The organism is Micromonospora marina (genome assembly GCF_900091565.1).
Taxonomy (GTDB): Bacteria; Actinomycetota; Actinomycetes; order Mycobacteriales; family Micromonosporaceae; genus Micromonospora; species Micromonospora marina.
The window spans coordinates 20,227-45,406 of the sequence record NZ_FMCV01000016.1 but is presented as its reverse complement, the minus strand read 5'-3'; the positions used below and the strand labels follow the sequence as shown (position 1 = coordinate 45,406).

At 75.0% G+C, this 25,180-nt stretch carries 2 protein-coding genes; both read right to left on the bottom strand.

The features are described 5' to 3' along the window. Nucleotides 1-29: 29 nt before the first annotated feature. On the bottom strand, nucleotides 30-10,979 hold the full coding sequence (locus GA0070215_RS18565) for a type I polyketide synthase (protein WP_091047932.1): 10,950 nt from the start codon (nucleotides 10,977-10,979) through the stop codon (nucleotides 30-32). Nucleotides 10,980-11,026: 47 nt separating this feature from the next. Beyond that, the gene (locus tag GA0070215_RS18560; RefSeq protein WP_091047927.1) at nucleotides 11,027-25,159 is read right to left on the bottom strand and encodes a type I polyketide synthase; all 14,133 of its coding nucleotides are present in this window, start codon (nucleotides 25,157-25,159) and stop codon (nucleotides 11,027-11,029) included. Between the last annotated feature and the right edge of the window lie 21 nt (nucleotides 25,160-25,180).

Below are 25,180 nucleotides of genomic sequence, written 5' to 3'. Positions count from 1 at the left end.
CCCCTGCCTCGATCCGAAGGTTGGTCATCTCAGGAGATTCCAAACTCTTTGCTGATGAAGTCGAAGATCTCGTCGTCGCTGGCCGAGTCGAGGTCTGGCCGGTCCGGTTCGACGGCGGGCCCGGCCGCCAGGTCGGACGCCTTGGCGAGCAGGTCCTGCATCCGGGCGGTGAACCGGGCGCGGGCCGCCGGGTCGAGCGGGATGGCGGTGAGCAGGCTCTCCACCGTGTCGATGCCCTGGAAGAGCGGCTGGGTGGAGGGCGCCGCGTCGGCCGCGATCTCGCTTGTCAGCTTCTCGGCGAGCGCCGTCGGCGTCGGGTAGTCGAAGACGAGCGTCGCCGGCAGCCGCAGGCCGGACAGGCTGTTGAGCCGGTTGCGCAGGTCGACGGCGGTGAGCGAGTCGAAGCCCAGGTCGGTGAAGAGCCGGCTCGGGTCGACCGCGTCGGCACCGGCGTGGCCGAGGACGGCGGCGATGTTCGCGCGTACCACGTCGAGCACCACCTTGAGCCGTTCCGGGGCGGCCAGTCCGGCGAGCCGCCGGCCGAGTTGCACCCCGCCGGAGCGGGCGCCGGTGGCGTCCATGGAGCGTCGCAGCGGCACCCGGACCAGGGCCCGCAGCATGGGGGCGAGGGTGCCGGTCTCCGCCTGCCCGCGCAGCGTCCCGACGTCCAGGCGCATCGGCAGGACGGCTGTCGCGTCGAGCCGCCACGCGGCGTCGAAGAGATTCAGCGCCTGCTCGGTGGACAGGCCGGTGGCGCCCTGCTCGGCCATCCGCCGCACGTCGTCGTCGCCGAGGTGGCCCGTCATGCCACTGGCCTGCGCCCACAGGCCCCAGGCGAGCGAGATGCCGGCGAGCCCGCGCGCCCGGCGGTGCGCTGCGAGAGCGTCGAGGAAGGCGTTCGACGCCGCGTAGTTCGACTGGCCGGCGCTGCCGAGCGTGGCCGCCGCCGACGAGAACAGGACGAAGGCCGCGAGGTTCGCGTCGGCCGTGAGGCGGTGCAGGTGCCAGGCGGCGTCGATCTTCGGCACGGCGACCGCGTCCACCCGTTCGGGGGTCATCGACTCCAGCACGCCGTCGTCGAGGACGCCGGCGGCGTGCACCACGGCGGTGAGCGGGTGCGCCGCCGGCACCCCGGCCAGCAGCGCCGACAGGGCCTCGGGGTCGGCGGCGTCGCAGGCCGCGACGGTCACCTCCGTACCGGTGCCGGCGAGTTCGCTGACCAGGTCGCCGATCCCCTCGGCCGCCGCGCCGCGCCGCCCGGCCAGCAGCAGGTGCCGTACGCCGTGGCTGGTGGCGAGGTGGCGGGCCAGGATGCGGCCCAGCACGCCCGTGCCGCCGGTGATCAGCACGGTGCCGGCCGGGTCGATCCCACCGGGCAGCGGCTCCACACCGGCCGGAACCCGGCCGAGCCGTGGTGTGCGGACCTGCCCGTCGCGCACGGCGAGCTGCGGCTCGCCGGAGGCGATGGCGGCGGCCAGCGCGGCGGCGCTGTCCGGGGCGTCGTCGAGGTCGACGAGCTGGCACCGGCCCGGGTGCTCGAGCTGGGCGGCACGCAGCAGGCCCCAGACCGGGGCCTGGCGCAGGTTCACCGGCTCCTGCTCCCCCGCCGCGACCGCGTCCCGGGTGACGAGCACCAGCCGCGAGTCGGCGAACCGGTCGTCGGCGAGCCAGGTCCGCAACGCGGCGAGCGTACGGTGCGTGGTGGCGCGCGCCTGCGCGGCGACCTCCGGGTCCGACGGGTTCCCGGCGTCGCCGACCGGGACGATCACCAGCTCGGGCGTCGGCTCACCCCCGGCGAGCAGGTCGCCGAGGGTGTCGAGCCCGACGTCGGTACGCACCCGGGCGCCGGCCGCCTCGCAGGCCGCACTGAGCACCAGGTCGTCGCCGAGCGCCACCCAGCGGATGGCCGCCGGCACGGGGCCGGTGGGCACCGGGAGCACAGGCCAGTCCACCTGGAACAGCGACTCGTGCCGGCCGGAGCGGGCCGCGCCGAGGGAGTCCCCGGAGACACGGCGCATGATCAGCGAGTCGACGTGCAGCACCGGGGCGCCGGTGGCGTCGGCCACCTGGAAGGAGACGCCGACCTCGCCGGCCGCGGCGACGCGCACGCGCAGGGCGGTGGCCCCGGCGGCGAGCAGGGAGACCCCGGTCCAGGCGAACGGCAGACGGGGCGCGCCGGCGTCGGCGCCGTCGCCCATCCGGCCGAGGAAGCCGCCGATCGACATGGCCTGCAGCGCGCCGTCCAGCAGCGCCGGGTGCACGCCGAAGCGGCCGGCCTCGGCGTGGTGGCCGGCGGGCAGCTCGACCTCGGCGAAGACCTCGTCGTCGCGGGTCCACGCGGCGCGCAGGCCCCGGAACGCCGGCCCGTACCCGAAGACGGTCGCCTCGATGCCGGAGTAGAAGTCGTCGGACTCCACGCGCGTCGCGCCGGGCGGCGGCCACACCCCCAGGTCGAAGGCGGGCGCGGCGTCGGCGGGCTGCGGGCCGAGCAGGCCGGTGGCGTGGCAGGTCCAGGCGACGTCGGCGAGGATCTCGTCGGAGCCGTCCCGGTAGGGCCGGGAGTAGAGCTGGACGGTGCGCCGCCCGTCGTCGTCGCGGTCGCCGACCGTCAGCTGCACCTGGAGCGCGCCGAGTTCGGGCAGGACGAGCGGGGCGAGCAGCGTCAGCTCCTCCACCGTCGGGCAGCCGGCCTGCGCACCGGCGTACGTGGCGAGCTCCACGAAGGCGGTGCCGGGCAGCAGGATGTTGTCCATCACCCGGTGCTCGCCGAGCCACGGGTGGGTACGCACCGACAGCCGCCCGGTGAAGACCATCCGTTCGCTGTCGGGGAACGTCAGCGTGGCGCTGAGCAGCGGATGCCCGGCGTCCTGGAGACCGGCGGAGCTGACGTCCTGGGCCCGGTGCGCCGGCGGCTCGACCCAGTACCGCTGGTGGTCGAAGGCGTACGTGGGCAGGGCAACAGGGTCGGTCTCGGCGAGGACGGCCGTCAGGTCGACGGGCAGGCCGATCGTGTGGGCGGTGGCGAGGTTCGTCAGCAGCCGCGTCGGATCGTCGTCACCGCGGCGCAGGCTGCCCAGCGTGTGCCCGGTGACGCCGGCGTCGTCCAGGATCGCCGTGACCGGCATCGTCAGCACCGGATGGGGGCTGATCTCCACGAACGTCGTGTGCCCCGCCTCGACCGCCACCCGCACGGCGGCGTCGAACTGCACGGTCTGCCGCAGGTTGTCGTACCAGTAGCCGGCGTCCATCGAGGACGGTTCGACCCAGTCCCCCGTCAACGTCGAGACGAGCCGAGTGTGCCCCGGCTGCGGGCTCACGTCGGCCAGATCGGCGCGCAACCGCTCGGCCACCTCCTGCACCGCCGCCGAATGCGACGCGTAGTCCACCGGGATCAACCGCGCCCGCACCCCGTCGGCCTGGCAGGCCGCCACCAGGTCGGCGACCGGCTGCGGCGGACCCGACACCACCACGGTCGACGGACCGTTCACCGCCGCGACGCCCACCCCGGGGAAGCCCGGCAGCCGCTCCGTCACCGCGTCCGCGCGGAGGTCGACCGACGCCATCGTCCCGGTGCCCCGCAGCGCGGTCAGGGCCCGCGACCGCAACGCCACCGCTTTCGCCGCGTCCTCCAGGCTGAGGATCCCCGCCACACACGCCGCGCCGATCTCACCCTGCGAGTGACCGACCACCGCAGCCGGAACCACACCCGCGTGCTGCCACACGGCGGCGAGGGCGACGCCGACGGCCCACAGCACCGGCTGCACGACCTCCACCCGCGCCAACCACGACTCGTCGTCACCGGTCAACACCGCAACAAGGTCCACATCCAGATACGGCGCCAACGCCCGCTGACACTCCGCCAACCGCGCGTCGAAGACCGGCGTACGACCCACCAGACCCGCAGCCATCCGCGCCGACTGCGCACCCTGACCCGGGAACACGAACACCGGGCCCGCACCGTGCGACGACGACGTCGCCGCGACCACATTGCCGGCCGGCGACCCCGACGCCAGAGCGTCCAGCCCCGCCAGCAACTCCTCCATACCCGACCCGACCACAGCCGCCCGCTGGTCGAACACCGACCGGGTCGTCGTCAGGGACCAGCCCACCGCCGCCGCATCGACCTCGCCGTGCTCGCGTACGTGCCGGGCCAGCCGGGCCGCCTGGCCGGTCAGGGCTTCCCTCGACCGCCCCGACAGCGGCCATGCCACGACGCCGGAATCCACGAGGCCGGGCCGAGTGTCCACGCGTGCGGCGTCGACCGGCTCGTCACCCTGCTCGATGATCACGTGGGCGTTCGTGCCGGAGATGCCGAACGACGACACCGCCGCGCGGCGCGGCCGGTCCACCGCCGGCCACGGCCGCGACTCCGTGGCCAGCTCGACGGCGCCGGAGGTCCAGTCGATGTGCGGGGACGGCTCGTCCACGTGCAGCGTCGCCGGGACGAGGCCGTGTCGGATGGCCTGCACCATCTTGATCACACCGGCCACCCCGGCGGCGGCCTGGGCGTGACCGATGTTCGACTTGATCGAGCCGAGCAGCAGCGGCCGGTCGGCGGGCCGCTCCCGCCCGTACGTGGCCAGCAGGGCCTGCGCCTCGATCGGGTCACCGAGCGTGGTGCCGGTGCCGTGCGCCTCGACCACGTCCACGTCGGCGGTGGAGAGCCGCGCCGACGCCAGCGCCTGCCGGATCACCCGCTGCTGTGCGGGGCCGTTCGGGGCGGTCAGCCCGTTCGAGGCGCCGTCCTGGTTGATCGCCGAGCCGCGCACCACCGCGTACACGGTGCGGCCCTGTCGGCGCGCGTCGGAGAGCCGCTGCACGAGCAGCATGCCTACGCCCTCCGACCAGCCGGTGCCGTCGGCCGACGCGGCGAACGACTTGCACCGGCCGTCGGCGGCCAGGCCGCGCTGCCGGGAGAACTCGACGAAGGCGGTCGGGGTGGCCATCACCATCACGCCACCGGCGAGGGCCATGTCGCACTCGCCCCGACGCAGCGCCTGGCCGGCCCAGTGCAGGGCCACCAGCGACGAGGAGCAGGCCGTGTCCAGCGACACCGCCGGCCCTTCCAGCCCGAACGTGTACGCCACCCGGCCGGAGATGACGCTGCTGGTCATCCCGGTCAGCATGTAGCCCTCGGCGGCCTCCGGCGAGTACGCGAGCAGCGAGCCGTAGTCCTGGCCGCTGGTGCCGACGAAGACGCCGGTGCTGCTGCCCCGTACGTCGGCCGGGTCGATGCCGGCGGACTCGAAGGACTCCCAGGTGGTCTCCAGCAGCAGCCGCTGCTGCGGGTCCATGGCCAGGGCCTCGCGGGGCGAGATGCCGAAGAAGCCGGGGTCGAACCGGTCGACGCCGCTGAGGAAGCCGCCGCCGCGGGCATAGAAGGTACCGGGGGCGTCCGGGTCGGGGCTGTAGAGGCTGTCGAGGTCCCAGCCACGGTCGGTCGGCAGGTCGCTGATCGCGTCGACGCCGTCGACCACCAGCCGCCACAGGTCGTCGGGCGACCACACGCCGCCGGGCAGCCGGCAGGCCATGCCGATGATCGCGAGGGGCTCGTCGTCGCCGACCGGCACGGTGGTCGTCGCGGGGCGCACGGTGACCGGGGTGCCGGCGATCTCCGTACCCAGGAAGCCCGCCAGGTCGTGCGGGGTCGGGTAGTCGAAGACGAGGGTGGCCGGCAGCCGCATCCCGAAGGCGTTGTTGAGCCGGTTGCGCATCTCGACGGCGGTCAGCGAGTCGAAGCCGAACTCGCTGAACGCCCGCCGCGGCTCGATGGCCGCCGGGTCGGGGTAACCGAGCACGGCGGCGGCCTGCCCACGGACGATCTCGACCAGCGCGGCGGCCCGCTCGGCGTCGCCGAGCCCGGCGAGCTGCTGCACCAGCGACGCGCCGGTGGTGGCCGCGGTGGCGCGCGCGGGCGTGCGGATCAGCGCCCGGTACAGCGGCGGGATGCTCCCGCCGGCGAACTGCACCTTCATCGCGGCGAGGTCCAGCCGGGCCGGGACGAGCGCGGCGTCGGTGGTGCGGCAGGCCGCGTCGAAGAGCGCAAGCCCTTCCTCGGCCTCCATGGCGGCGACGCCGGAGCGGGAGATCCGGTTGAGGTGGACGTCGTCCAGCTCGGTGGTCATGCCGCTGCGGTCGGCCCAGAGGCCCCAGGCGAGGGTGAGCGCGGCGAGGCCGCGCGCCTTGCGGTGGTGGGCCAGCCCGTCGAGGAACGCGTTGGCGGCGGCGTAGTTGCCCTGGCCGGGGCCGCCTGCGGTGGCGGCCAGCGAGGAGTACGAGACGAACGCCTTCAGGCCGAGGCCGGCGGTCAGCTCGTGCAGGTGCCACGCGGCGTCGACCTTGGGCCGCAGCACGCCGTCCATCCGCTCGGGGGTGAGCGAGGAGATGACGCCGTCGTCGCGGACGCCGGCGGCGTGGACGACGGCGGTGAGGGGGTGCTCCGCCGGGATGCCGGCCAGCAACTCGGCCACTGCGGCGCGGTCGGCGACGTCGCAGGCGGCGACGGTGATGCCCACGCCGAGCGCCTCAAACTCGGCGCAGAGTTCCGCGACGCCCCCGGCAGCGCGGCCGCGCCGGCTGGTGAGGATGAGGTGCCGGACGCCGTACGTGCCGACCAGGTGCCGGCTCATCAGCTGGCCGAGGGTGCCGGTGGCGCCGGTGATCAGGACGGTGCCGTCGGAGTCGAACGGGGCGGCCGGCGGCTCGGCCGGGGCGGGAACCCGGGTGAGCCGGGCACCGGCGGCGACGCCCGCGCGGATCACGACCTGCGGTTCGTCGGTCGCGACGGCCGGGACGAGCGCGGCGGCGCAGCCGGCCACGTCGTCGACGTCGACAAGTACGAACCGGTCGGGGTTCTCCGACTGGGCGGAGCGGAGCAGACCGATCACGGCGGCACCGGCCAGGTCGGTCAGGTCGGTGTCCCGGTCGGTGGCGACCGCGCCCGAGGTCAGCACCACCAGTCGGGACACCGCGTAGCGCTCCTCGGCGAGGAACTGCTGGAGCACGGCAAGCACCCGGTGGGTCGCCTCGGCGACAGCGCGCGGCACGTCCGCCGACGCGGGCGGGTCGAGCAACGGAAGGACCAGCACGCGGGGCGCGTCCGTACCGTCGTCCATCGCCGTGGCCAGGGCCGTCAGGTCGGGGTACGCCGCCACGGCCGTGCCGGTGGCCGCGACCGCGTCGGTGAGCGCCGCGGCGTCGCCGATGACCGCCCAGTCGACTGTGGACGGCCCGGCCGGCAGCGCGAGCGGCGCCCACTCGACCCGGAAGAGCGACTCAGTGCCGCCGCCGGAGGCGGTGCGGAGCTGGTCGGCGGAGACCGGCCGCAGGACCAGGGAGCCGACGGAGATGACGGGCGCGCCGGTGACGTCGGTGAGCAGCAGCGAGATGCTGTCGGGGCCGGTGTGCGAGACCCGGACGCGGGCCGCCGCGGCCCCGGCGCCGTGCAGGGCGACGTCGTTCCAGGAGAACGGCAGCCGGCCGTACCCCGGGGGCATGCCCGCCCCTGAAGGCTCTCCGGCCGGCGTGGTCAGGCCGAGGGTGTGCAGCGCCGCGTCGAGCAGGGCCGGGTGCAGGCCGTACCCGCCGGCCTCGGCGGCGGGAGCCTCGGGGAGCACCAACTCGGCGAAGAGGTCGTCGCCGCGCCGCCACGCGGAGCGCAGGGCGATGAAGGACGGGCCGTAGTCGTAGCCCTGGGCGGCGAGGTTCAGGTAGAGGTCGTCGGTGCCGACCTCGGTGGCGCCCGGCGGCGGCCAGGTGGTCAGGTCGGACCAGCCGGCGGGGCCGCTCGGCGTGGCGGGGCCGCTGGCCAGCACGCCGCTGGCGTTGCGGGTCCAGGTCCGCTCGCCCGTGCCCTCGGCCGGCTCGCCGTCCTGGACGGAGTGCAGCGACACGGACCGGCAGCCGGTCTCGTCGGCCGGGCCGATCCAGAGCTGGATGTCGACGCCCCCGGTTTCCGGCAGGATCAGCGGCGACTCCAGGGTGAGTTCGCGGACGTGGTCCGCGCCGACGTGCGCGCCGGCCTGGAGGGCGAGTTCGACGAAGCCAGTGCCGGGCAGCAGCACGGTGTCGAAGACGACGTGGTCACAGATCCACGGGTGGGTACGCCGGGCCAGCCGGCCGGTGAACAGGAATCCCTCGGCGTGCGCGACGCCGACGGCGGCCCCGAGCAGGGGGTGTTGGGCGGGGCGCAGGCCGACGGCGGTGACGTCGCCGGTCCACCCGGCACCGGCCTCGGGCCAGTAGCGCTGGTGCTGGAACGCGTACGTGGGCAGGTCCACCCGCCGCGCGCCGGTGTCGACGAACCACTGCCGCCAGTCGACGGCCGCCCCGTGCACATGCAACTCGGCCAGCCCGGCCAGCAGCCCGTGCACGGCGGGCCGGTCCGCGCGCTGCGCGGCGACGGCCAGCACGGCGTCGTCGGCGGGCAGGATGTCGCCGACCATCGCGGTCAGCACGCTACACGGGCCGACCTCCAGGAACGTGTCCGCCCCGGCGGCGCGCAGCGCGGCGACCCCGTCAGCGAACCGCACCGCCTCGCGCACGTGCCGCACCCAGTACTCCGGCGTGCGGATCTCATCGCCGGCCAGGGCACCGGTCACGTTCGACACGACCGGCAGCACCGGCGCGGCGAACTCCAACCCGTCGAGAACGGCCCGGAAATCAGCGAGCATCGGCTCCATCAACGGACTGTGGAACGCGTGGCTGACCGCGAGCCGACGCGTACGCACACCCCGGTCCTTCCAGACCCGCTCCACCTCGTCGAGGGCCTCAACGGCACCGGAGACCACAACAGCCTGCGGACCATTGACCGCCGCGATCCCCACACCGGCCAACCCGTCCAGCGCCGCCGCCACATCGGCCTCGGCCGCCGCGACCGCCAGCATCCCGCCACCGGTCGGCAACACCTGCATCAACCGGCCCCGCGCCGCCACCAACGCACAGGCATGCTCCAGCGACAACACCCCGGCCACGTGCGCGGCCGTCACCTCACCGACCGAGTGCCCGCCCACGAAATCCGGCACCACACCGAACGACTCGACAAGCCGGAACAGCGCCACCTCGACCGCGAACAACCCCGCCTGGGTGAACACCGTCCGGTCCAGCAGCTCGGCGTCAGCCGAACCCCCGGCGGCGAAGAGCACCTCACGCAAAGGACGCGGCAAAGCCCCGTCCAGGTGCCCGCACGCCTCGTCGAGGGCGGCGGCGAAGACAGGGAACTCGGCATACAACTCCCGACCCATGCCGGCACGCTGCGCACCCTGACCCGAGAACAGCACCGCCAGCGAGCCCCGCCCAGCCGCCTGCCCGACGAGCAACGCGCCCGACGGCCGCCCGGCAGCCAGGGCACGCAACCCGGCCAGCAACTCCTCACGGCCGGTCGCGGAAACCACGGCCCGATGCTCCAGCGCGGAGCGGGAGGTCACCGACGAGAAGGCCACGTCCAGGGGCCGCAGGGTCTCGTCGGCGGCGATCCAGGCCGCCCAGCGGCCCGCCTGCGCGGCGAGGCCGGCCGCGTCCCGGGCCGACACCGGCACCGGCACGACCGGCCGCTCGACCAGCAACGCGGCGGCGGCCGACGGGGACTGCTGGGGCGCCGGAGCCTGCTCCAGGATGGTGTGGGCGTTCGTGCCGGACACCCCGAACGAGGAGACGGCCGAGCGGCGCGGCCGGCTCACCGCCGGCCACGGCGTCGCCTCGGTCACCAGCGACACCTCGCCGGCCGACCAGTCGACCTCGGGCGTCGGCTCGTCCACGTGCAGGGTGGGCGGGACGACGCCGTGCCGCATCGCCATCACCATCTTGATCACACCGGCGACACCGGCGGCGGCCTGGGCGTGACCGATGTTCGACTTGACCGACCCGAGCAGCAGCGGCGCCGAGTCCCCCCGGTCCTGCCCGTACGTGGCAAGCAGCGCCTGCGCCTCGATCGGATCGCCGAGCCGGGTGCCGGTGCCGTGCGCCTCCACCACGTCCACGCCGCCGGTGGCGAGGCCGGCGTTGGCCAGCGCCTGCTGGATCACCCGCTGCTGTGACGGCCCGTTCGGGGCGCTCAGGCCGTTGGAGGCGCCGTCGGAGTTGACGGCGCTGCCTCGCACCACGGCGAGGATGGGGTGGCCGTTGCGCTGCGCGTCCGACAGCCGCTCCAGCACCAGGACGCCGACGCCCTCGGACCAGCCGGTCCCGTCGGCGGCGGCGGCGAACGCCTTGCAGCGGCCGTCGGCGGCGAGGCCACGCTGCCGGGAGAACTCGACGAAGGCGGCCGGGGTGCACATGGCGGTGACCCCGGCGACGATCGCCAGGGTGCACTCCCGCTGCCGCAGCGCCTGCCCCGCCAGGTGCAGGGCGACCAGCGAGGACGAGCAAGCGGTGTCGATGGTGACCGCCGGGCCCTCCAGCCCGAAGGTGTAGGCGATCCGGCCGGAGACCACGCTGCCGGCGTTGCCGGTCATCAGGTGCCCTTCCAGGCCCTGCGCGGCACCCATCAGCACGGTGCCGTAGTCCTGGCCGGTGCTGCCGGCGAAGACGCCGGTGCGGCTGCCGCGCAGCGAGTGCGGGTCGATGCCGGCCCGCTCCAGAGCCTCCCACGATGTCTCCAGCAGCCAGCGTTGCTGCGGATCCATCGCCAGCGCCTCGCGGGGGGAGATCGCGAAGAAGCCCGGGTCGAAGTCGGCCAGGTCGTGGACGAAGCCGCCCTGCCTCGTGTACGACGTGCCGCTCTGTTCGGGGTCGCTGTCGTAGAGCGACCCGAGGTCCCAGCCGCGGTCCTCGGGGAAGTCGGTGACCACGTCCCGGCCGGAAGCGACCACCTCCCACAGGTCCTCGGGAGAGCGCACCCCGCCGGGGAATCGGCAGCTCATGGAGACGATGGCGACCGGTTCCTGTTCACCGGCCTCCACCTCGCGCAGGCGCTGGCGCACCTGGTGCAGGTCAGCGGTGACCCGCTTGAGGTAGTCGAGAAGCTTCGCCTCGTCAGCCATGGACCGCGCACTCCTTGTGTTGACCCGTCGTCGCAGCAGCGATCACGTCAGGACATCCCCAGCTCGCGGTCGATGAAGTCGAAGACCTCGTCCGGCGTCGCGTCCTGGAGCTTCTCGGCGACGGCTTCGCCGTCCGCCGGGGCGTCGGCCTCGTTGAGGGAGGCCAGCAGCGCCCGCAGCCGTTCGGTGATCCGAACTCGGGCGCTGCGGTCCGGTGCCGAGCCGGAGAGTGCCGCTTCCAACCTGTCCAGCTCGCCGAAGACCGGTGCGACCCCGGCCACGCCGCCGTCGACGATCGCGGCCCGCACGTATTCGGCCAGCCCGGCGGCGGTCGGGTAGTCGAAGACCACGGTGGCGGGCAGCCGCACGCCGGTCGCCGCGGTGAGCCGGTTACGCAGCTCCACGGCGGTCAGCGAGTCGAAGCCGAGTTCGCGGAACGCCCGGTCCGGCTCGACGGCGTCCATCGACGCGTGCCCGAGCACCGCGGCGGCCTGCCCGCGTACCAGCTCCAGCAGGGTCTTGCGTCGTTCGGCGTCGGTCTGCCCGGCGAGCAGTGCGGTCAGGGACTCCGCGGAGACGCCGGTGTCCTGTGCCCGCTCGGCGACGGCCCGCCGTGCCTCGGCCACGCCCGCGATGAGAGGGCTGGGCCGCACGGCCACGAAGCCGGGCACGTAGCGGGCCCAGTCGATGTCGGTCACCATCGTCGCCGGCTCGCCCCGCGCGACGCATTGGGCGAGCGCCGTGAGCGCGGGCCCGGTGTCGAGGCGGGCCACGCCGGTACGCCGGCGGCGCTCCTCGACGGCCTGGTCGGTGGCGGCCATCCCGCCGGCCGTCCAGGGGCCCCAGGCGACCGAGGTGGCCGGCAGGCCCTGACGGTGCCGCTGCTCGGCGAGCGCGTCGAGGTAGGCGTTGGCGGCGGCGTAGCTGCCCTGACCGGCGGCGCCGAGCTGGCCGGCCATCGCGGAGAACAGCACGAACGCGCGCAGTTCCCGCCCGAGGGTGAGCTCGTGCAGGTGCAGGGCGCCGAGCACCTTGGGTCGCAGGACGGTGGCGAGCCGGTCGGCGGTGAGCCCGTCGAGCACCCCGTCCTCCAGCACGCCGGCGGCGTGCACGACGCTGGTCAGCGGCGCGTCGGCGGGCACCTCGTCGAGCAGCTTGGCCAGCGCGGCCCGGTCGGCCACGTCGCAGGCCGCGACGGTCACCCGGGTGCCCGCCCCGGTCAGCTCACGGACGAGTGCCGTGGCGCCGGGGGCGTCCGCGCCGCGGCGGCTGACGAGCATCAGGTGTTCGGCTCCCCGGGCGGCCAGCCAGCGGGCCACCTCCGCGCCGAGCGCGCCGGTGCCGCCGGTGACCAGCGTCGTGCCCGGGTAGCCGGCCTCGTCGGTGGGTGCCTCCCCGCCGGGCGAGCGCACCAGCCGGCGGACGAGGACGGTGGCGCCGTCAACGGCGAGCTGGTCCTCGCCGTCGAGACCGGCGAGGGCGGCGCAGAGCAGGTCCCAGCCGTGGTCGTCCAGGGTGGCCGGGACGTCGACCAGGCCGCCCCACCGCTCGGGGTGTTCGAGGGCCACCACCCGGCCGAGGCCCCAGAGCAGCGACTGCTCCGGGCGGCCGGCGGTGCCGCCCCGGGTGGTGCCGGCGGCGCCCCGGGTGACGCACCACAACGGTGCGGCGACGTCGAGGTCGCCGAGCGCCTGGATCAGCGCGAGCGACCGGGCGAGGAACGGCGGCACCGGCTGGGTGTCGTCGACCGGGCCGTCCGCGAGGGCGAGCAGGGACAGCACCCCGTCGACCGGGGCGGGCCCCCCGTCGGCGGTTCGGGTGACACCGCCCAGGTGCGCGGTGAGGGCGGCCCGGTCGGTCAGGTTCTCCGGCAGCGACACCAGCCGGACATCGGCGCCCCGGCGCGACAGCTCGGCGACGGCGGCCTCGCCCTCCTCCGGGTGCCGCGCGTCGGCGATCACCCACCAGGCGCCAGGGAGGAAGCTGACGGGCGTCCCGGTGTACGGCTGCCAGACGCTGCGGTAGCGCAGGTCGTCCAGGCTGGACCGGTTGCGCTGCCGGCGTCGCCAGAAGGCGAGCACGGGCAGGGCCCCGCCCAGCCGTTCCACGGATTCCGTCGCGTCCTGCTCGGTGAGTTCCGCGAGCGCGGTCAGGTCCTCGCGCTCGACGGCCGCCCAGAACGCGGAGTCGACGCCGTCCGGGGTCTCCTCGGCGCCGTCCTGCCCGGTCACGGCGGTGGGCCAGTAGCGGCTGCGTTCGAAGGCGTAGGTGGGCAGTGCCACCACGCCGGTCTCGGCCAGGACGGCCGTCAGGTCGACAGGCAGACCGATCGTGTGGGCGGTGGCGAGGTTCGTCAGCAACCGCGTCGGATCGTCGTCACCACGACGCAGGCTGCCCAGGATGTGCCCGGTGACACCGACGTCATCCAGGATCGCCGTCACCGGCATCGTCAACACCGGATGCGGAGAGATCTCCACGAACGTCGTGTGACCCGCCTCGACCGCCACCCGCACAGCCGCGTCGAACCGCACCGTCCGCCGCAGGTTGTCGTACCAGTAGTCCGCCGTCATCGAGAACGGGTCCACCCAGTCACCGGTCACCGTCGACACCATCCGGACATGGCCGGGCCGCGGCGTCACGTCGGCCAGATCGGCGCGCAACCGCTCCGCCACCTCCTGCACCGCCGCCGAATGCGACGCATAGTCCACCGGAATCAACCGCGCCCGCACCCCGTCGGCCTGACACGCCGCCACCAGATCGGCAACCGGCTGCGGCGGACCCGACACCACCACGGTCGACGGACCGTTCACCGCCGCCACCCCGACCCCCGGGAACGCCGGCAGCCGCCCGGCCACCGCATCCGCCGACAGGTCGACCGACGCCATCGTCCCGGTGCCCCGCAGCACCGTCAACGCCCGCGACCGCAACGCCACCGCCCTCGCCGCGTCCTCCAACGACAGAATCCCCGCCACACACGCCGCACCGATCTCACCCTGCGAATGACCAACCACCGCCACCGGAACCACACCCGCGTGCTGCCACACGGCGGCGAGGGCGACGCCGACGGCCCACAGCACCGGCTGCACGACCTCCACCCGCGCCAGCCACGACTCGTCGTCACCGGTGAGCACCGACACGAGGTCCACGTCCAGATACGGCGCCAACGCCCGCTGGCACTCCGCCAACCGCGCGTCGAAGACCGGCGTACGACCCACCAGGCCCGCCGCCATCCGCGCCGACTGCGCACCCTGACCCGGGAACACGAACACCGGGCCCGCACCGTGCGACGACGACGTCGCCGCGACCACATTGCCGGCCGGCGACCCCGACGCCAGAGCGTCCAGCCCCGCCAGCAACTCCTCCATACCCGACCCGACCACAGCCGCCCGCTGATCGAACACCGACCGGGTCACGGCCAAAGACCAGCCCACCGCCGCCGCATCGACCTCGCCGTGCTCGCGCACGTGCCGGGCCAGCCGGGCCGCCTGACCGGCCAGGGCGCGCTTCGACCGCCCCGACACCGCCCAGACGACGACGTCGGAGGCCACGAGCCCCGCGCTCCGGCCGGCGGCGGTCTCGGGTGCCGCGGTCTCGGTGGGCAGGTCCTCGGGCAGTTCGATGATCACGTGGGCGTTCGTGCCGGAGATGCCGAACGACGACACCGCCGCCCGGCGCGCCCGGTCCACGGCCGGCCACGGACGCGACTCGATCGCCAGCTCGACGGCCCCGGAGGTCCAGTCGATGTGCGGGGACGGCTCGTCCACGTACAGCGTCGCCGGTACCACGCCCTCCCGCATCGCCAGCACCATCTTGATCACACCGGCCACCCCGGCGGCGGCCTGCGTGTGACCGATGTTCGACTTGACCGAACCGAGCAGCAGCGGCTCCTCACGCTCCTGCCCGTACGTCGCCAGCAGGGCCTGCGCCTCGATCGGGTCACCGAGCGTCGTGCCCGTGCCGTGCGCCTCGACCACGTCGACATCCGCGCTGCCCAACCGGGCGTCCGCGAGGGCCTGCCGGATCACCCGCTGCTGCGACGGACCGTTCGGGGCGGTCAACCCGTTCGACGCACCATCCTGGTTGACGGCGCTGCCCCGCACGATCGCCAACACCTCATGACCATTGCGCCGCGCGTCCGACAACCGCTCCACCAGCAGCACACCCACACCCTCACCCCAGCCCGTGCCATCCGCGCCCGCCGCGAACGCCTTGCACCGACCGTCGGCCGCGAGACCCCGCTGCCGGGAGAACTCCACGAACAGCCCGGGCGTCGCCATCACGGTCACGCCGCCGGCGAGAGCCAGGTCGCACTCGCCACGCCGCAGCGACTGCACCGCCAGGTGCAACGCCACAAGCGACGACGAACACGCCGTGTCCACCGACACCGCCGGCCCCTCCAACCCCAACGCGTACGCCACCCGGCCCGACACCACACTCGCGGCGTTGCCCGTGGCCGCGAAGCCTTCGGCCTGGTCCCCCGCCGCCATCAGCAGGGCCCCATAGTCCTGACCATTCGTGCCCACGAACACCCCTGTTCGCGAACCCCGCAGAACCCCAGGCTCAACCCCTGCCCGCTCGACCACCTCCCACGAAACCTCCAGCAACAACCGCTGCTGCGGATCCATCGCCAACGCCTCGCGGGGGGAAATCCCGAAGAAACCGGCATCAAACTCCGCCGCTTCGTAGAGGAAGGCGCCGCTGCGGACGTAGGAGGTGCCGGTGGAATAGGGGTCGGGGTCGTAGAGGCGCTCGACGTCCCAACCCCGATCGCCGGGGAGGTCCGACACGGCGTCGCGGCCGGCGTGCAGCATCTGCCAGAACCGTTCGGGATCGTTGGCTCCGCCGGGGAAGCGGCAGGACATGGCCACGATGGCCACCGGCTCGTCTTCGCCGAGCGCCACCGGGGCCGCCGCGACGGCCACGGCGGCCTCCCCGCCCAGTTCCTCGTGCAGGTGCCGGGCGAGCGCGGTCGGCGACGGGTAGTCGAAGACCAGGGTCACCGGCAGCCGCAGCGAGGTGGCGGTGGCGAGCCGGTTACGCAGCTCCACCGCGGTCACCGAGTCGAAGCCGAGGTCGCGGAACGCGTGGTGCGGGTCGACGGCCTGGCCGTCGGCGTACCTGAGGACCATGGCCGCCTGATCGCGGACCAGGTCGAGCAGCGCCTGCTGGCGCTCGGCGGCGCTCATCCGGATGAACGCGCCGGCCGGGCCGGCCTCGTCGGTCTCCTTCGTCTCGGCGAGTCCCTTGGTGGCCTGCAACCGCTGCGCCTCGGGGATCTCCGAGATCAGCGGGCCGGGTCGGGTCGCGGTGAACGCGACAAAGAACCGGTCCCAGGCGATGTTCGAGATGGTCAGGAACGTCTCGTCGTGCTCGACGGCCTGGTGCAGGGCCGCGACGGCGAGCCGCGGCGGCATCTCGGGTGCGCCGTGGCGGTGCAGCATCCGGCCGAACTCGCCGTCGGCCATGCCGCCGCCGCCCCAGGCGCCCCAACCGATGGAGGTGGCGGGCAGGCCGAGGGCGCGGCGGTGCTCGGCGAGGGCGTTGAGAAACGCGTTGCCGGGGGCGTAGTTGCCCACACCGGAGCTGCCGACGGTGCCGGCCATCGACGAGAACAGGATGAACGCGTCGAGGTCCAGCTCGCGGGTCAGCTCGTGCAGGTTCAGCGCGGCGGTGACCTTCGCGCTGAGCGCGTAGTCGACCTGGTCCAGCGTCAGCGAGTTGATCACCGAGTCGTCGAGCACGGCTGCGGTGTGCACGACGGTGGTCAGCGGGTGCTCGGACGGCAGGTCGGTGAGGACGGCGGCGAGCGCCGAACGGTCGGCGGCGTCGCAGGCGGCGACGGTCACCCGGGCGCCCAGCGCGACCAACTCGGCCTCGAGGTCGGCGATGCCTTCGGCCTGCCGGCCGCGCCGGCTCACCAGCACCAGGTGGGCGGCGCCGTTGGCGGCGAGCCAGCGGGCCATGTGCCCGCCGAGCGCGCCGGTGCCGCCGGTGACCAGGGCGGTGCCGGAGGGCCGCCAGGTGCGCGGGGCGGGCGTGTCGCCGAGCGGGGCGTGCAGCAGTCGCCGGCCGAACGCGCCGGCCCACCGCAGCGCGACCTGGTCCTCCCCGTCGGCACCGGCGAGGACGCGCACGAGGCGGCGGCCGGCCGCGTCGCCGAGCTCGTCGGGCAGGTCCACGAGGCCGCCCCAGCGGTCCGGGTGCTCCAGCGCGGCGACCCGACCGAAGCCCCAGGTGAGCTGCTGGAGCGGGTGCGGCAGCGGGTCGGCCGGGCCGGTCGAGACGGCGCCCCGGGTGAGGCACCACAGGGGCGCGCGGACGCCGGCGTCGCCGAGCGCCTGCACGAGGGTGACGGTGCCGGCGAAGCCGACCGGCACGGACGGGTGCGCCGGGGCGGGCGTCTCGTCGAGCGGCAGCAGCGACACGATCCCGGCGGGGCGGGGGCCGCCGTCGGCGAGGTCGCGCAGCCGGGCGGCGAGCGCCCCGCGGTCCGTGCGGTCGGCGTCCAGCGCCAGCGGTACGACGGTGCCGCCGTGGCGCCGCAACGCCTCGGCGCAGAAGTCGGCCTCGGCCGCGCCGGTGTCGTCGGGGCCGGTGAGCAGCCACCAGGTGCCGGTGACGGCCGGCTCGCCGGAGGAGTCGGGGGCGACGGGCGTCCAACTGTCCCGGTACCGCCACGAGTCCACGGTGGTCTGGTCGCGGTGCCGGCGACGCCAGGCGGCGAGCACCGGCAGCACGTCGGCGAACGCCGTCTCCGGGACGGGCCGCGACTCGGTCGTGGTGGAGAGTTCGGCCGTGAGCGCGGTCAGGTCCTCCGCCTCGACGGCCGCCCAGAACCGGGCGTCGACCTCGTCGTCGGCCACGGCACCGGCGGTCCCGACCGCGGGGGCGGGTGCGGTCGACGGTTGCGGCCAGTAGAGCTGCCGCTGGAACGGGTACGTGGGCAGGTCGAGGCGACGCCCGGCGAGGCCGGCGAAGGCGGGCCGCCAGTCCACGGCCGTACCTCCGGCCCAGACCTCGGCCAGGGCGCGCAGGAAGCGGCCGAGGCCGCCCTCGCCGCGGCGCAGGCTGCCGGTGACGGTGACCGCGCCCGGGTCGGCGGCGGCCAGCTCGACGCTCTCCTGCACGGCCATCGTCAGCACCGGGTGGGCGCTGACCTCGACGAAGGTCTGGTAGCCGGCGGCGACGAGGCTGCGTACCGCCTCGTCGAAGCGGACGGTCTGCCGCAGGTTGCGGTACCAGTAGTCGGCGTCGAGGGCGGCGGTGTCGAGCCAGTCCCCCTCGACGGTGGAGCGGAACCGGACCTCGCCGGTGCGGGGCCGCAGCCCGGCGAGCAGTTCCAGGAGCTGCTCGCGCAGTTGCTCGACGTGGGCGGAGTGGGAGGCGTAGTCCACGGGGACGCGGCGCACCCGCACCTCGCGGGACTCGTAGTGGGCGACGAGCTCGTCGAGGGCGGCGCCGTCGCCGGAGACCACGACGGAGGTGGGTCCGTTGACGGCGGCCAGGGCGATGCGGCCGGCCCAGCGGGCGATCGTCGCGGTGGCCTCGTCGGCCGTGGTGGCGACCGAGACCATGCCACCGTCCCCGGCGATGCCGGCGATGATCCGGCTGCGCAGCGCGACCACTGCCGCCGCGTCGTCGAGGGTGAGGCCACCGGCGACGTACGCGGCGGCGATCTCGCCCTGGGAGTGGCCGACGACCGCTCCGGGGCGCACCCCGTACGACTCCCAGAGCGCGGCGAGCGAGACGCTGACCGCGAACAGGGTGGGCTGCACGACGTCGACGCGCTCCAGCGACGGTGCGCCGGGCGCGCCGCGCACCACGTCGGTCGGTGACCAGTCGACGTACGGGCGCAGCGCCTCGGCGCAGGCGGCGAACGTCTCCGCGAAGACGGGGGCGGTGTCGAGCAGCTCGGCGGCCATCCCGGCCCACTGCGATCCCTGGCCCGGGAAGACGAACGCGACCTCGCCCGGCGTGCCGGGGACGCGGGTGACGGTCTGCGGGCCGGGCCGGCCGGCGGCGAGCGCGTCGAGGGACGCGGCCAGCTCGTCGCGGCCGGCGGCGAAGACGACGGCCCGGTGGTCGTGGGCGGCGCGGGTGGCGGCCAGCGACCAGCCGACGTCGGCGAGCGCGTCGTCGTCGACGGTGCCGAGGTGCTCGCGCAGGTCCCGGGTGCGGGCGGTGAGGGTGTCGACGGTGCGCCCGGAGAGCACCCAGGGCAGTTCCCCGGTCGGCACGTCGGCCGCCGGTCCGGGCTCCGGCTCGTCGGCGGGGGCCTGTTCGAGGATGGTGTGCACGTTGGTGCCGCTGATCCCGAACGAGGAGACGGCGGCGCGGCGTACGCCGTCGGCGGGCTCCCACGGACGGGCGGAGGTGAGCAGTTCGACGCTGCCGGCGCTCCAGTCGACGTGCGGGGTGGGCTCGTCCACGTGCAGCGTGGGCGGCAGCACCCCGTGCCGCATCGCCAGCACCATCTTCATCACCCCGGCCACACCCGCCGCCGCCTGCGTGTGCCCGATGTTCGACTTGATCGAGCCGAGCCAGAGCGGCCGGTCGGCGGGCCGGTCCTGGCCGTACGTGGCGATGAGGGCCTGCGCCTCGATCGGGTCGCCGAGGGTGGTGCCGGTGCCGTGCGCCTCGACGGCGTCCACCTGCTCGGCGGTGAGTCCGGCGTTCGCGAGGGCCTGCCGGATCACCCGCTGCTGGGCGGGGCCGTTGGGGGCGGTGAGGCCGTTTGACGCGCCGTCGGAGTTGACGGCGCTGCCGCGCAGCACGGCGAGGACCGGGTTGCCGTCGCGGCGGGCGTCGGAGAGCCGCTGGAGCACCAGCAGGCCGACGCCCTCGCCCCAGCCGGTGCCGTCCGCGGCCCCGGCGAACGGCTTGCACCGGCCGTCAGCGGCGAGACCGCGCTGGCGAGAGAAGCCGACGAAGATGCCGGGGGTGGCCATCACGGTGGCGCCGCCGGCCAGGGCGAGGTCACACTCCCCCGTTTGCAGGGCCTGCGCGGCCAGGTGCATCGCGACCAGCGACGACGAGCAGGCCGTGTCGACGGTGACGGCCGGGCCGTGCAGTCCGAAGGTGTACGCCAGCCGGCCGGAGATGACGCTGGCGGAGGTGCCGGTGGCGAGGTAGTTCTCGTCGACGTCCCCGGTGGCCATCAGCAGCGAGCCGTAGTCCTGGCCGTTGGTGCCGACGTACACGCCGGTGCGGCTGCCGCGCAGGGCGGTCGGGTCGATCCGGGCCCGCTCGAACGCCTCCCAGGTGGCCTCCAGCAGCAGCCGCTGCTGCGGGTCCATGGCGAGGGCCTCGCGAGGGCTGATGCCGAAGAACGCCGGGTCGAACTCGCCGGCGCCGGCGACGAAGCCGCCCTCCCGGACGTAGCTGGTACCGAGATGCTCGGGGTCGGGGTGGTACAGCTCGGCGAGGTTCCAGCCGCGCTCGCCGGGCATCAGGCTCAGCGCGTCGGTGCCGGTGGCCAGCAGGTCCCAGAGCTGCTCGGGCGAGGTGACCCCGCCGGGGAAGCGGCAGCTCATCGCGACGATGGCGATCGGTTCGCGGTCGCGGCCGGTGCCGTCGGCGACCACCTCACCGGTGGTGTGCCCGGCGGTGAGGCCGTACAGGTGGGCGGCGAGTTCGGCGACTGTGGGGTGATCGAAGACCAGCGTGGCGGGCAGGGTCATGCCGGTCTCGGCGGTCAGCCGGTTGCGCAGCTCGACGGCGGTGAGCGAGTCGAAGCCGAGGTCACGGAAGGTGCGCTCGGGCAGCGGCTGGCCGGCCGGGTAGCCGAGCACGACGGCGGCCTGGGTGCGTACGAGGTCGGCGAGCTGCGGCAGGGACCGGCCGACCACCACGGCGCGGGCGGGGCCGGTGGGCACGGCGGGCACCCCGGGCAGCGCGGCGATCAGTGGCGTGGGCCGGCCCCAGGAGGCGGCGAGGCGTCCCCAGTCGACGGCGGCGACGGTGACCGCCGGTTCGGCGGTGTTGACCAGCCGGCCGAGGGCGGTGACGGCCTCGGCGGCGGGGAGCGCGTCGACGCCGCCCCGGGCGAGCCGGGCGGTCAGCGCGGCGGCCATGCCGTCCTCGGCCCAGGCGCCCCAGGCGATGGCGGTGGCGGGCAGGCCCTGGTCGCGTCGCCAGGCCGCGAACGCGTCGAGATAGGCGTTGGCCGCCGCGTAGTTGCCCTGCCCGGCACTGCCGATGACGCCGGCGAGGGAGGAGAAGAACACGAACGCGTCGAGGTCGCGGTGGGCGGTGGCCTCGTGCAGGACCCGGGCGGCGCGGACCTTGCCGTCGAGGACGGCCTGCATCCGGGTCAGGTCGAGCCCGTCGAGGACGCCGTCGTCGATCACGCCGGCGGTGTGCACGACGGCGGTCAGCTCCGGCAGCCCGGAGACCAGAGCCTCGACCGCCACCCGGTCGGTGACGTCACACGCCACCACCCGCACCGCACCCAACTCGGCCACCAACTCCGCCGCACCCGGCGCCCCCGGACCCCGCCGCGAAGCCAGCACCACCTCACCGGCCCCGTTCGCCAGCAACCAGCGCGCCACATGCCGACCCAACGCACCCGTACCACCGGTCACCAGCACCGTCCCGGCAGGCCGCCAACCCGCACCCACGGGCGGCACGGCCGGCACCAGCCGCCGGCCGAGGACGCCCTGGGGGCGGATCGCCACCTGGTCGTGCCCGGCGTCGGCGAGGACGGCGAGCAGCGCGGCGGCCGTGGCGCGGTCGGCGCGGGCGGGCAGGTCGACCAGTCCGCCCCAGCGGTCCGGCTGTTCGAGGGCGACGACCCGCCCGAGGCCCCAGGCCAGGGCGGCCCACGGGTCGGTGAGGGTCTCGCCGGCCCCGGCGCGCACGGCACCCCGGGTGAGGCACCAGAGCCGGCCGGGCAGTCCGGCGTCGGCGAGCGCCTGGGTGAGGGTGAGCAGCAGCGCGGCGCCGACGGAGACGGCCGGGGCGTCCGGCAGCGCCCGGTCGGTCGCGGGCAGCACGCAGAGCACGCCGGTCCAGCCCTGCTCGCCGTGGCCGTGCAGCAGTCCGGTCAGCTCGGCGCGATCGACGCCCGGGGCGACGGTCAGGGTGTCGACGGGCGCGCCGGCACCGGTCAGCGTGCCGGCCGCCCCGGCGTCGTCGTTGTCGGCGGTGACGACGAGCCAGCGGCCGGTCAGCGCCGGCACGGCGGCGGGGCGTACGGGCTCCCACTCGACCCGGTAGGTCCAGCCGTCCACCACGGCGTCGCGTTGCCGGGCCCGCCGCCACGACGACAGCACCGGTACGGCCGGGGCGAGGGCCTCCACTGCCGCGGGATCGTCCTGCACGGCCAGGTGGGCGGCGACCCCGGTCAGGTCGCCACGCTCGACGGCCGCCCAGAAGTCTCCCTCGGCGGCGTCGCCCGGCACGGCGGTCACGGCGCTGCCGCCGGCCTCGGGCCAGTAGCGCTGGTGCTGGAACGCGTACGTGGGCAGGTCCACCCGCCGCGCGCCGGTGTCGACGAACCACTGCCGCCAGTCGACGGCCGCCCCGTGCACATGCAACTCGGCCAGCCCGGCCAGCAGCCCGTGCACGGCGGGCCGGTCCGCGCGCTGCGCGGCGACGGCCAGCACGGCGTCCTCGGCGGGCAGGATGTCGCCGACCATCGCGGTCAGCACGCTACGCGGGCCGACCTCCAGGAACGTGTCCACCCCGGCAGCGCGCAGCGCCGCCACCCCGTCGGCGAAACGTACGGCCTCGCGCACGTGCCGCACCCAGTAGTCGGGCGTGCGGATCTCGTCGGTGTCGGCCGGCGCCCCGGTCACGTTCGACACGACCGGCAGCGACGGCGCGGCGAAGGTGAGCTTGTCGAGCACCGCGCGGAACCGGACGAGCATCGGCTCCATCAACGGACTGTGGAACGCATGACTGACCGCGAGCCGACGTGTGCGGACGCCCCGCTCACGCCAGACCCGCTCCACCTCGTCGAGGGCCTCGACGGCGCCGGAGACCACGACCGACGCGGGCCCGTTCACGGCCGCGATCCCCACACCGGCCAACCCGTCCAGGGTGGCCGCCACCTCGGCCTCAGCCGCCGCGACGGCCAGCATCCCACCACCGGCGGGCAACGCCTGCATCAACCGGCCCCGCGCCGCCACCAACGCGCAGGCGTGCTCCAGCGACAACACCCCGGCCACGTGCGCGGCCGTGACCTCGCCGACCGAGTGGCCGCCGACCAGGTCGGGGGCGACGCCGAAGGACTCGACCAGCCGGAACAACGCCACCTCGACGGCGAACAGCCCGGCCTGCGTGAACACCGTCCGGTCCAACAACTCCGCCTCGACCGAACCCGACTCGGCGAAGAGCACCTCGCGCAGGGGGCGCGGCAGGGCCCTGTCCAGGTGCCCGCACGCCTCGTCGAGGGCGGCGGCGAAGACAGGGAACTCGGCGTACAGTTCGCGGCCCATGCCGGCACGCTGCGCACCCTGACCGGAGAAGAGGACCGCGAGTTGGCCGCGCGGCGCGCCGGCGCCGAGCACGACGGTGCCGGCCGGTTCCCCGGCGGCGAGGGCGCGCAGCCCCGCGAGCAGGTCGTTGCGGCCGGTCGCGGACAGTACGGCGCGGCGGTCCAGGGTGGAGCGGGAGGTCACCGACGAGAAGGCCACGTCGAGCGGGCGCAGGGTGTCGTCGTCGGCGAACCGGGCGGCCCAGCGGCCCGCCTGGGCGGCGAGCGCGGCGTCGGAGCGGGCGGAGAGCAGCACGGGGGCCACCGTGCGGACCGCCGGGCCCCTCGGCTCGGGCTCGGTCTCGGTCTCGGCGGGAGCCGGGGCCTGCTCGATGATGGTGTGCGCGTTGGTGCCGGAGACGCCGAACGACGACACGGCGGCCCGGCGCGGCCGGTCCACGGCCGGCCACGGCGTGGCGGCGGTGGCGATGGTGACGGCCCCGGCGGTCCAGTCGATCTGCGGGGACGGCTCGTCGACGTGCAGGGTGGGCGGCACGACGCCGTGCCGCATCGCCATCACCATCTTGATCACACCGGCCACGCCGGCGGCGGCCTGGGCGTGACCGATGTTCGACTTCACCGACCCGAGTAGCAGCGGCGCGGCCTCGTCGCGGTCCTGCCCGTACGTGGCCAGCAGCGCCTGCGCCTCGATGGGGTCGCCGAGCCGGGTGCCCGTGCCGTGCGCCTCCACCACGTCGACCTGATCGGGCGTGAGCCGGGCGTTGCCGAGGGCCTGGCGGATGACCCGCACCTGGGAGGGGCCGTGCGGGGCGCTGAGCCCGTTGGACGCGCCGTCGGAGTTGACCGCGCTACCGCGTACCACGGCGAGCACCGGGTAGCCGTGCCGCTGCGCGTCGGAGAGCCGGGTGAGCAGCAGCATGCCGACGCCCTCGGACCACGAGGTGCCGTCCGCGGCGGCGGCGAACGCCTTGCACCGCCCGTCGGCGGCGAGACCGCGCTGCCGGCTGAAGCCGACGAAGACCGCCGGGGTGGGCATCACCGTCACGCCGCCCGCCAGGGCCAGCTCGCAGTCGCCGTTGCGCAGGGCCTGCGCGGCCAGGTGGATGGCGACGAGCGAGGACGAGCAGGCGGTGTCGACGGTGACCGCCGGCCCCTCCAGCCCGAGGGTGTACGCGACGCGGCCGGAGATGACACTCGTGGCGTTGCCGGTGAGCAGGTGGCCCTCGCCGTTCTCGGCCTGCGCCATCATGCCGTCGTAGCCGTGCGACGACGCCCCGACGAAGACGCCGGCACGGCTGCCCCGGACGGCCGGCAGCGGCAGCCCGGCCCGCTCGAACGCCTCCCAGGATGCCTCCAGCAGCAGCCGCTGCTGCGGGTCCATGGCGACGGCCTCGCGGGGCGAGATGCCGAACAGGTCGGCGTCGAAGTCGGCGGCGGAGTAGACGAAGCCGCCCTCGCGCACGTAACTGGTGCCCGGGTGGTCGGGATCGGGGTGGAAGAGGTTCTCCAGGTCCCAGCCCCGGTCGGCGGGGAACGGCCCGATCCCGTCGCCGCCGTCGTGCACGAGCTGCCACAGCGCCTCGGGGCTGTCGACGCCACCCGGGTAGCGGCAGCTCATCGCCACGATGGCGATGGGCTCGGAGTCCCGGCTCTCCAGCTCGCGCAGCCGACGCCGGGTACGCCGCAGCTCCGAGGTCGTACGCTTCAGGTACTCGACGTACCTCTCGTCCTCGTTGCTCACCGTGGACCTACCTCACTCGGC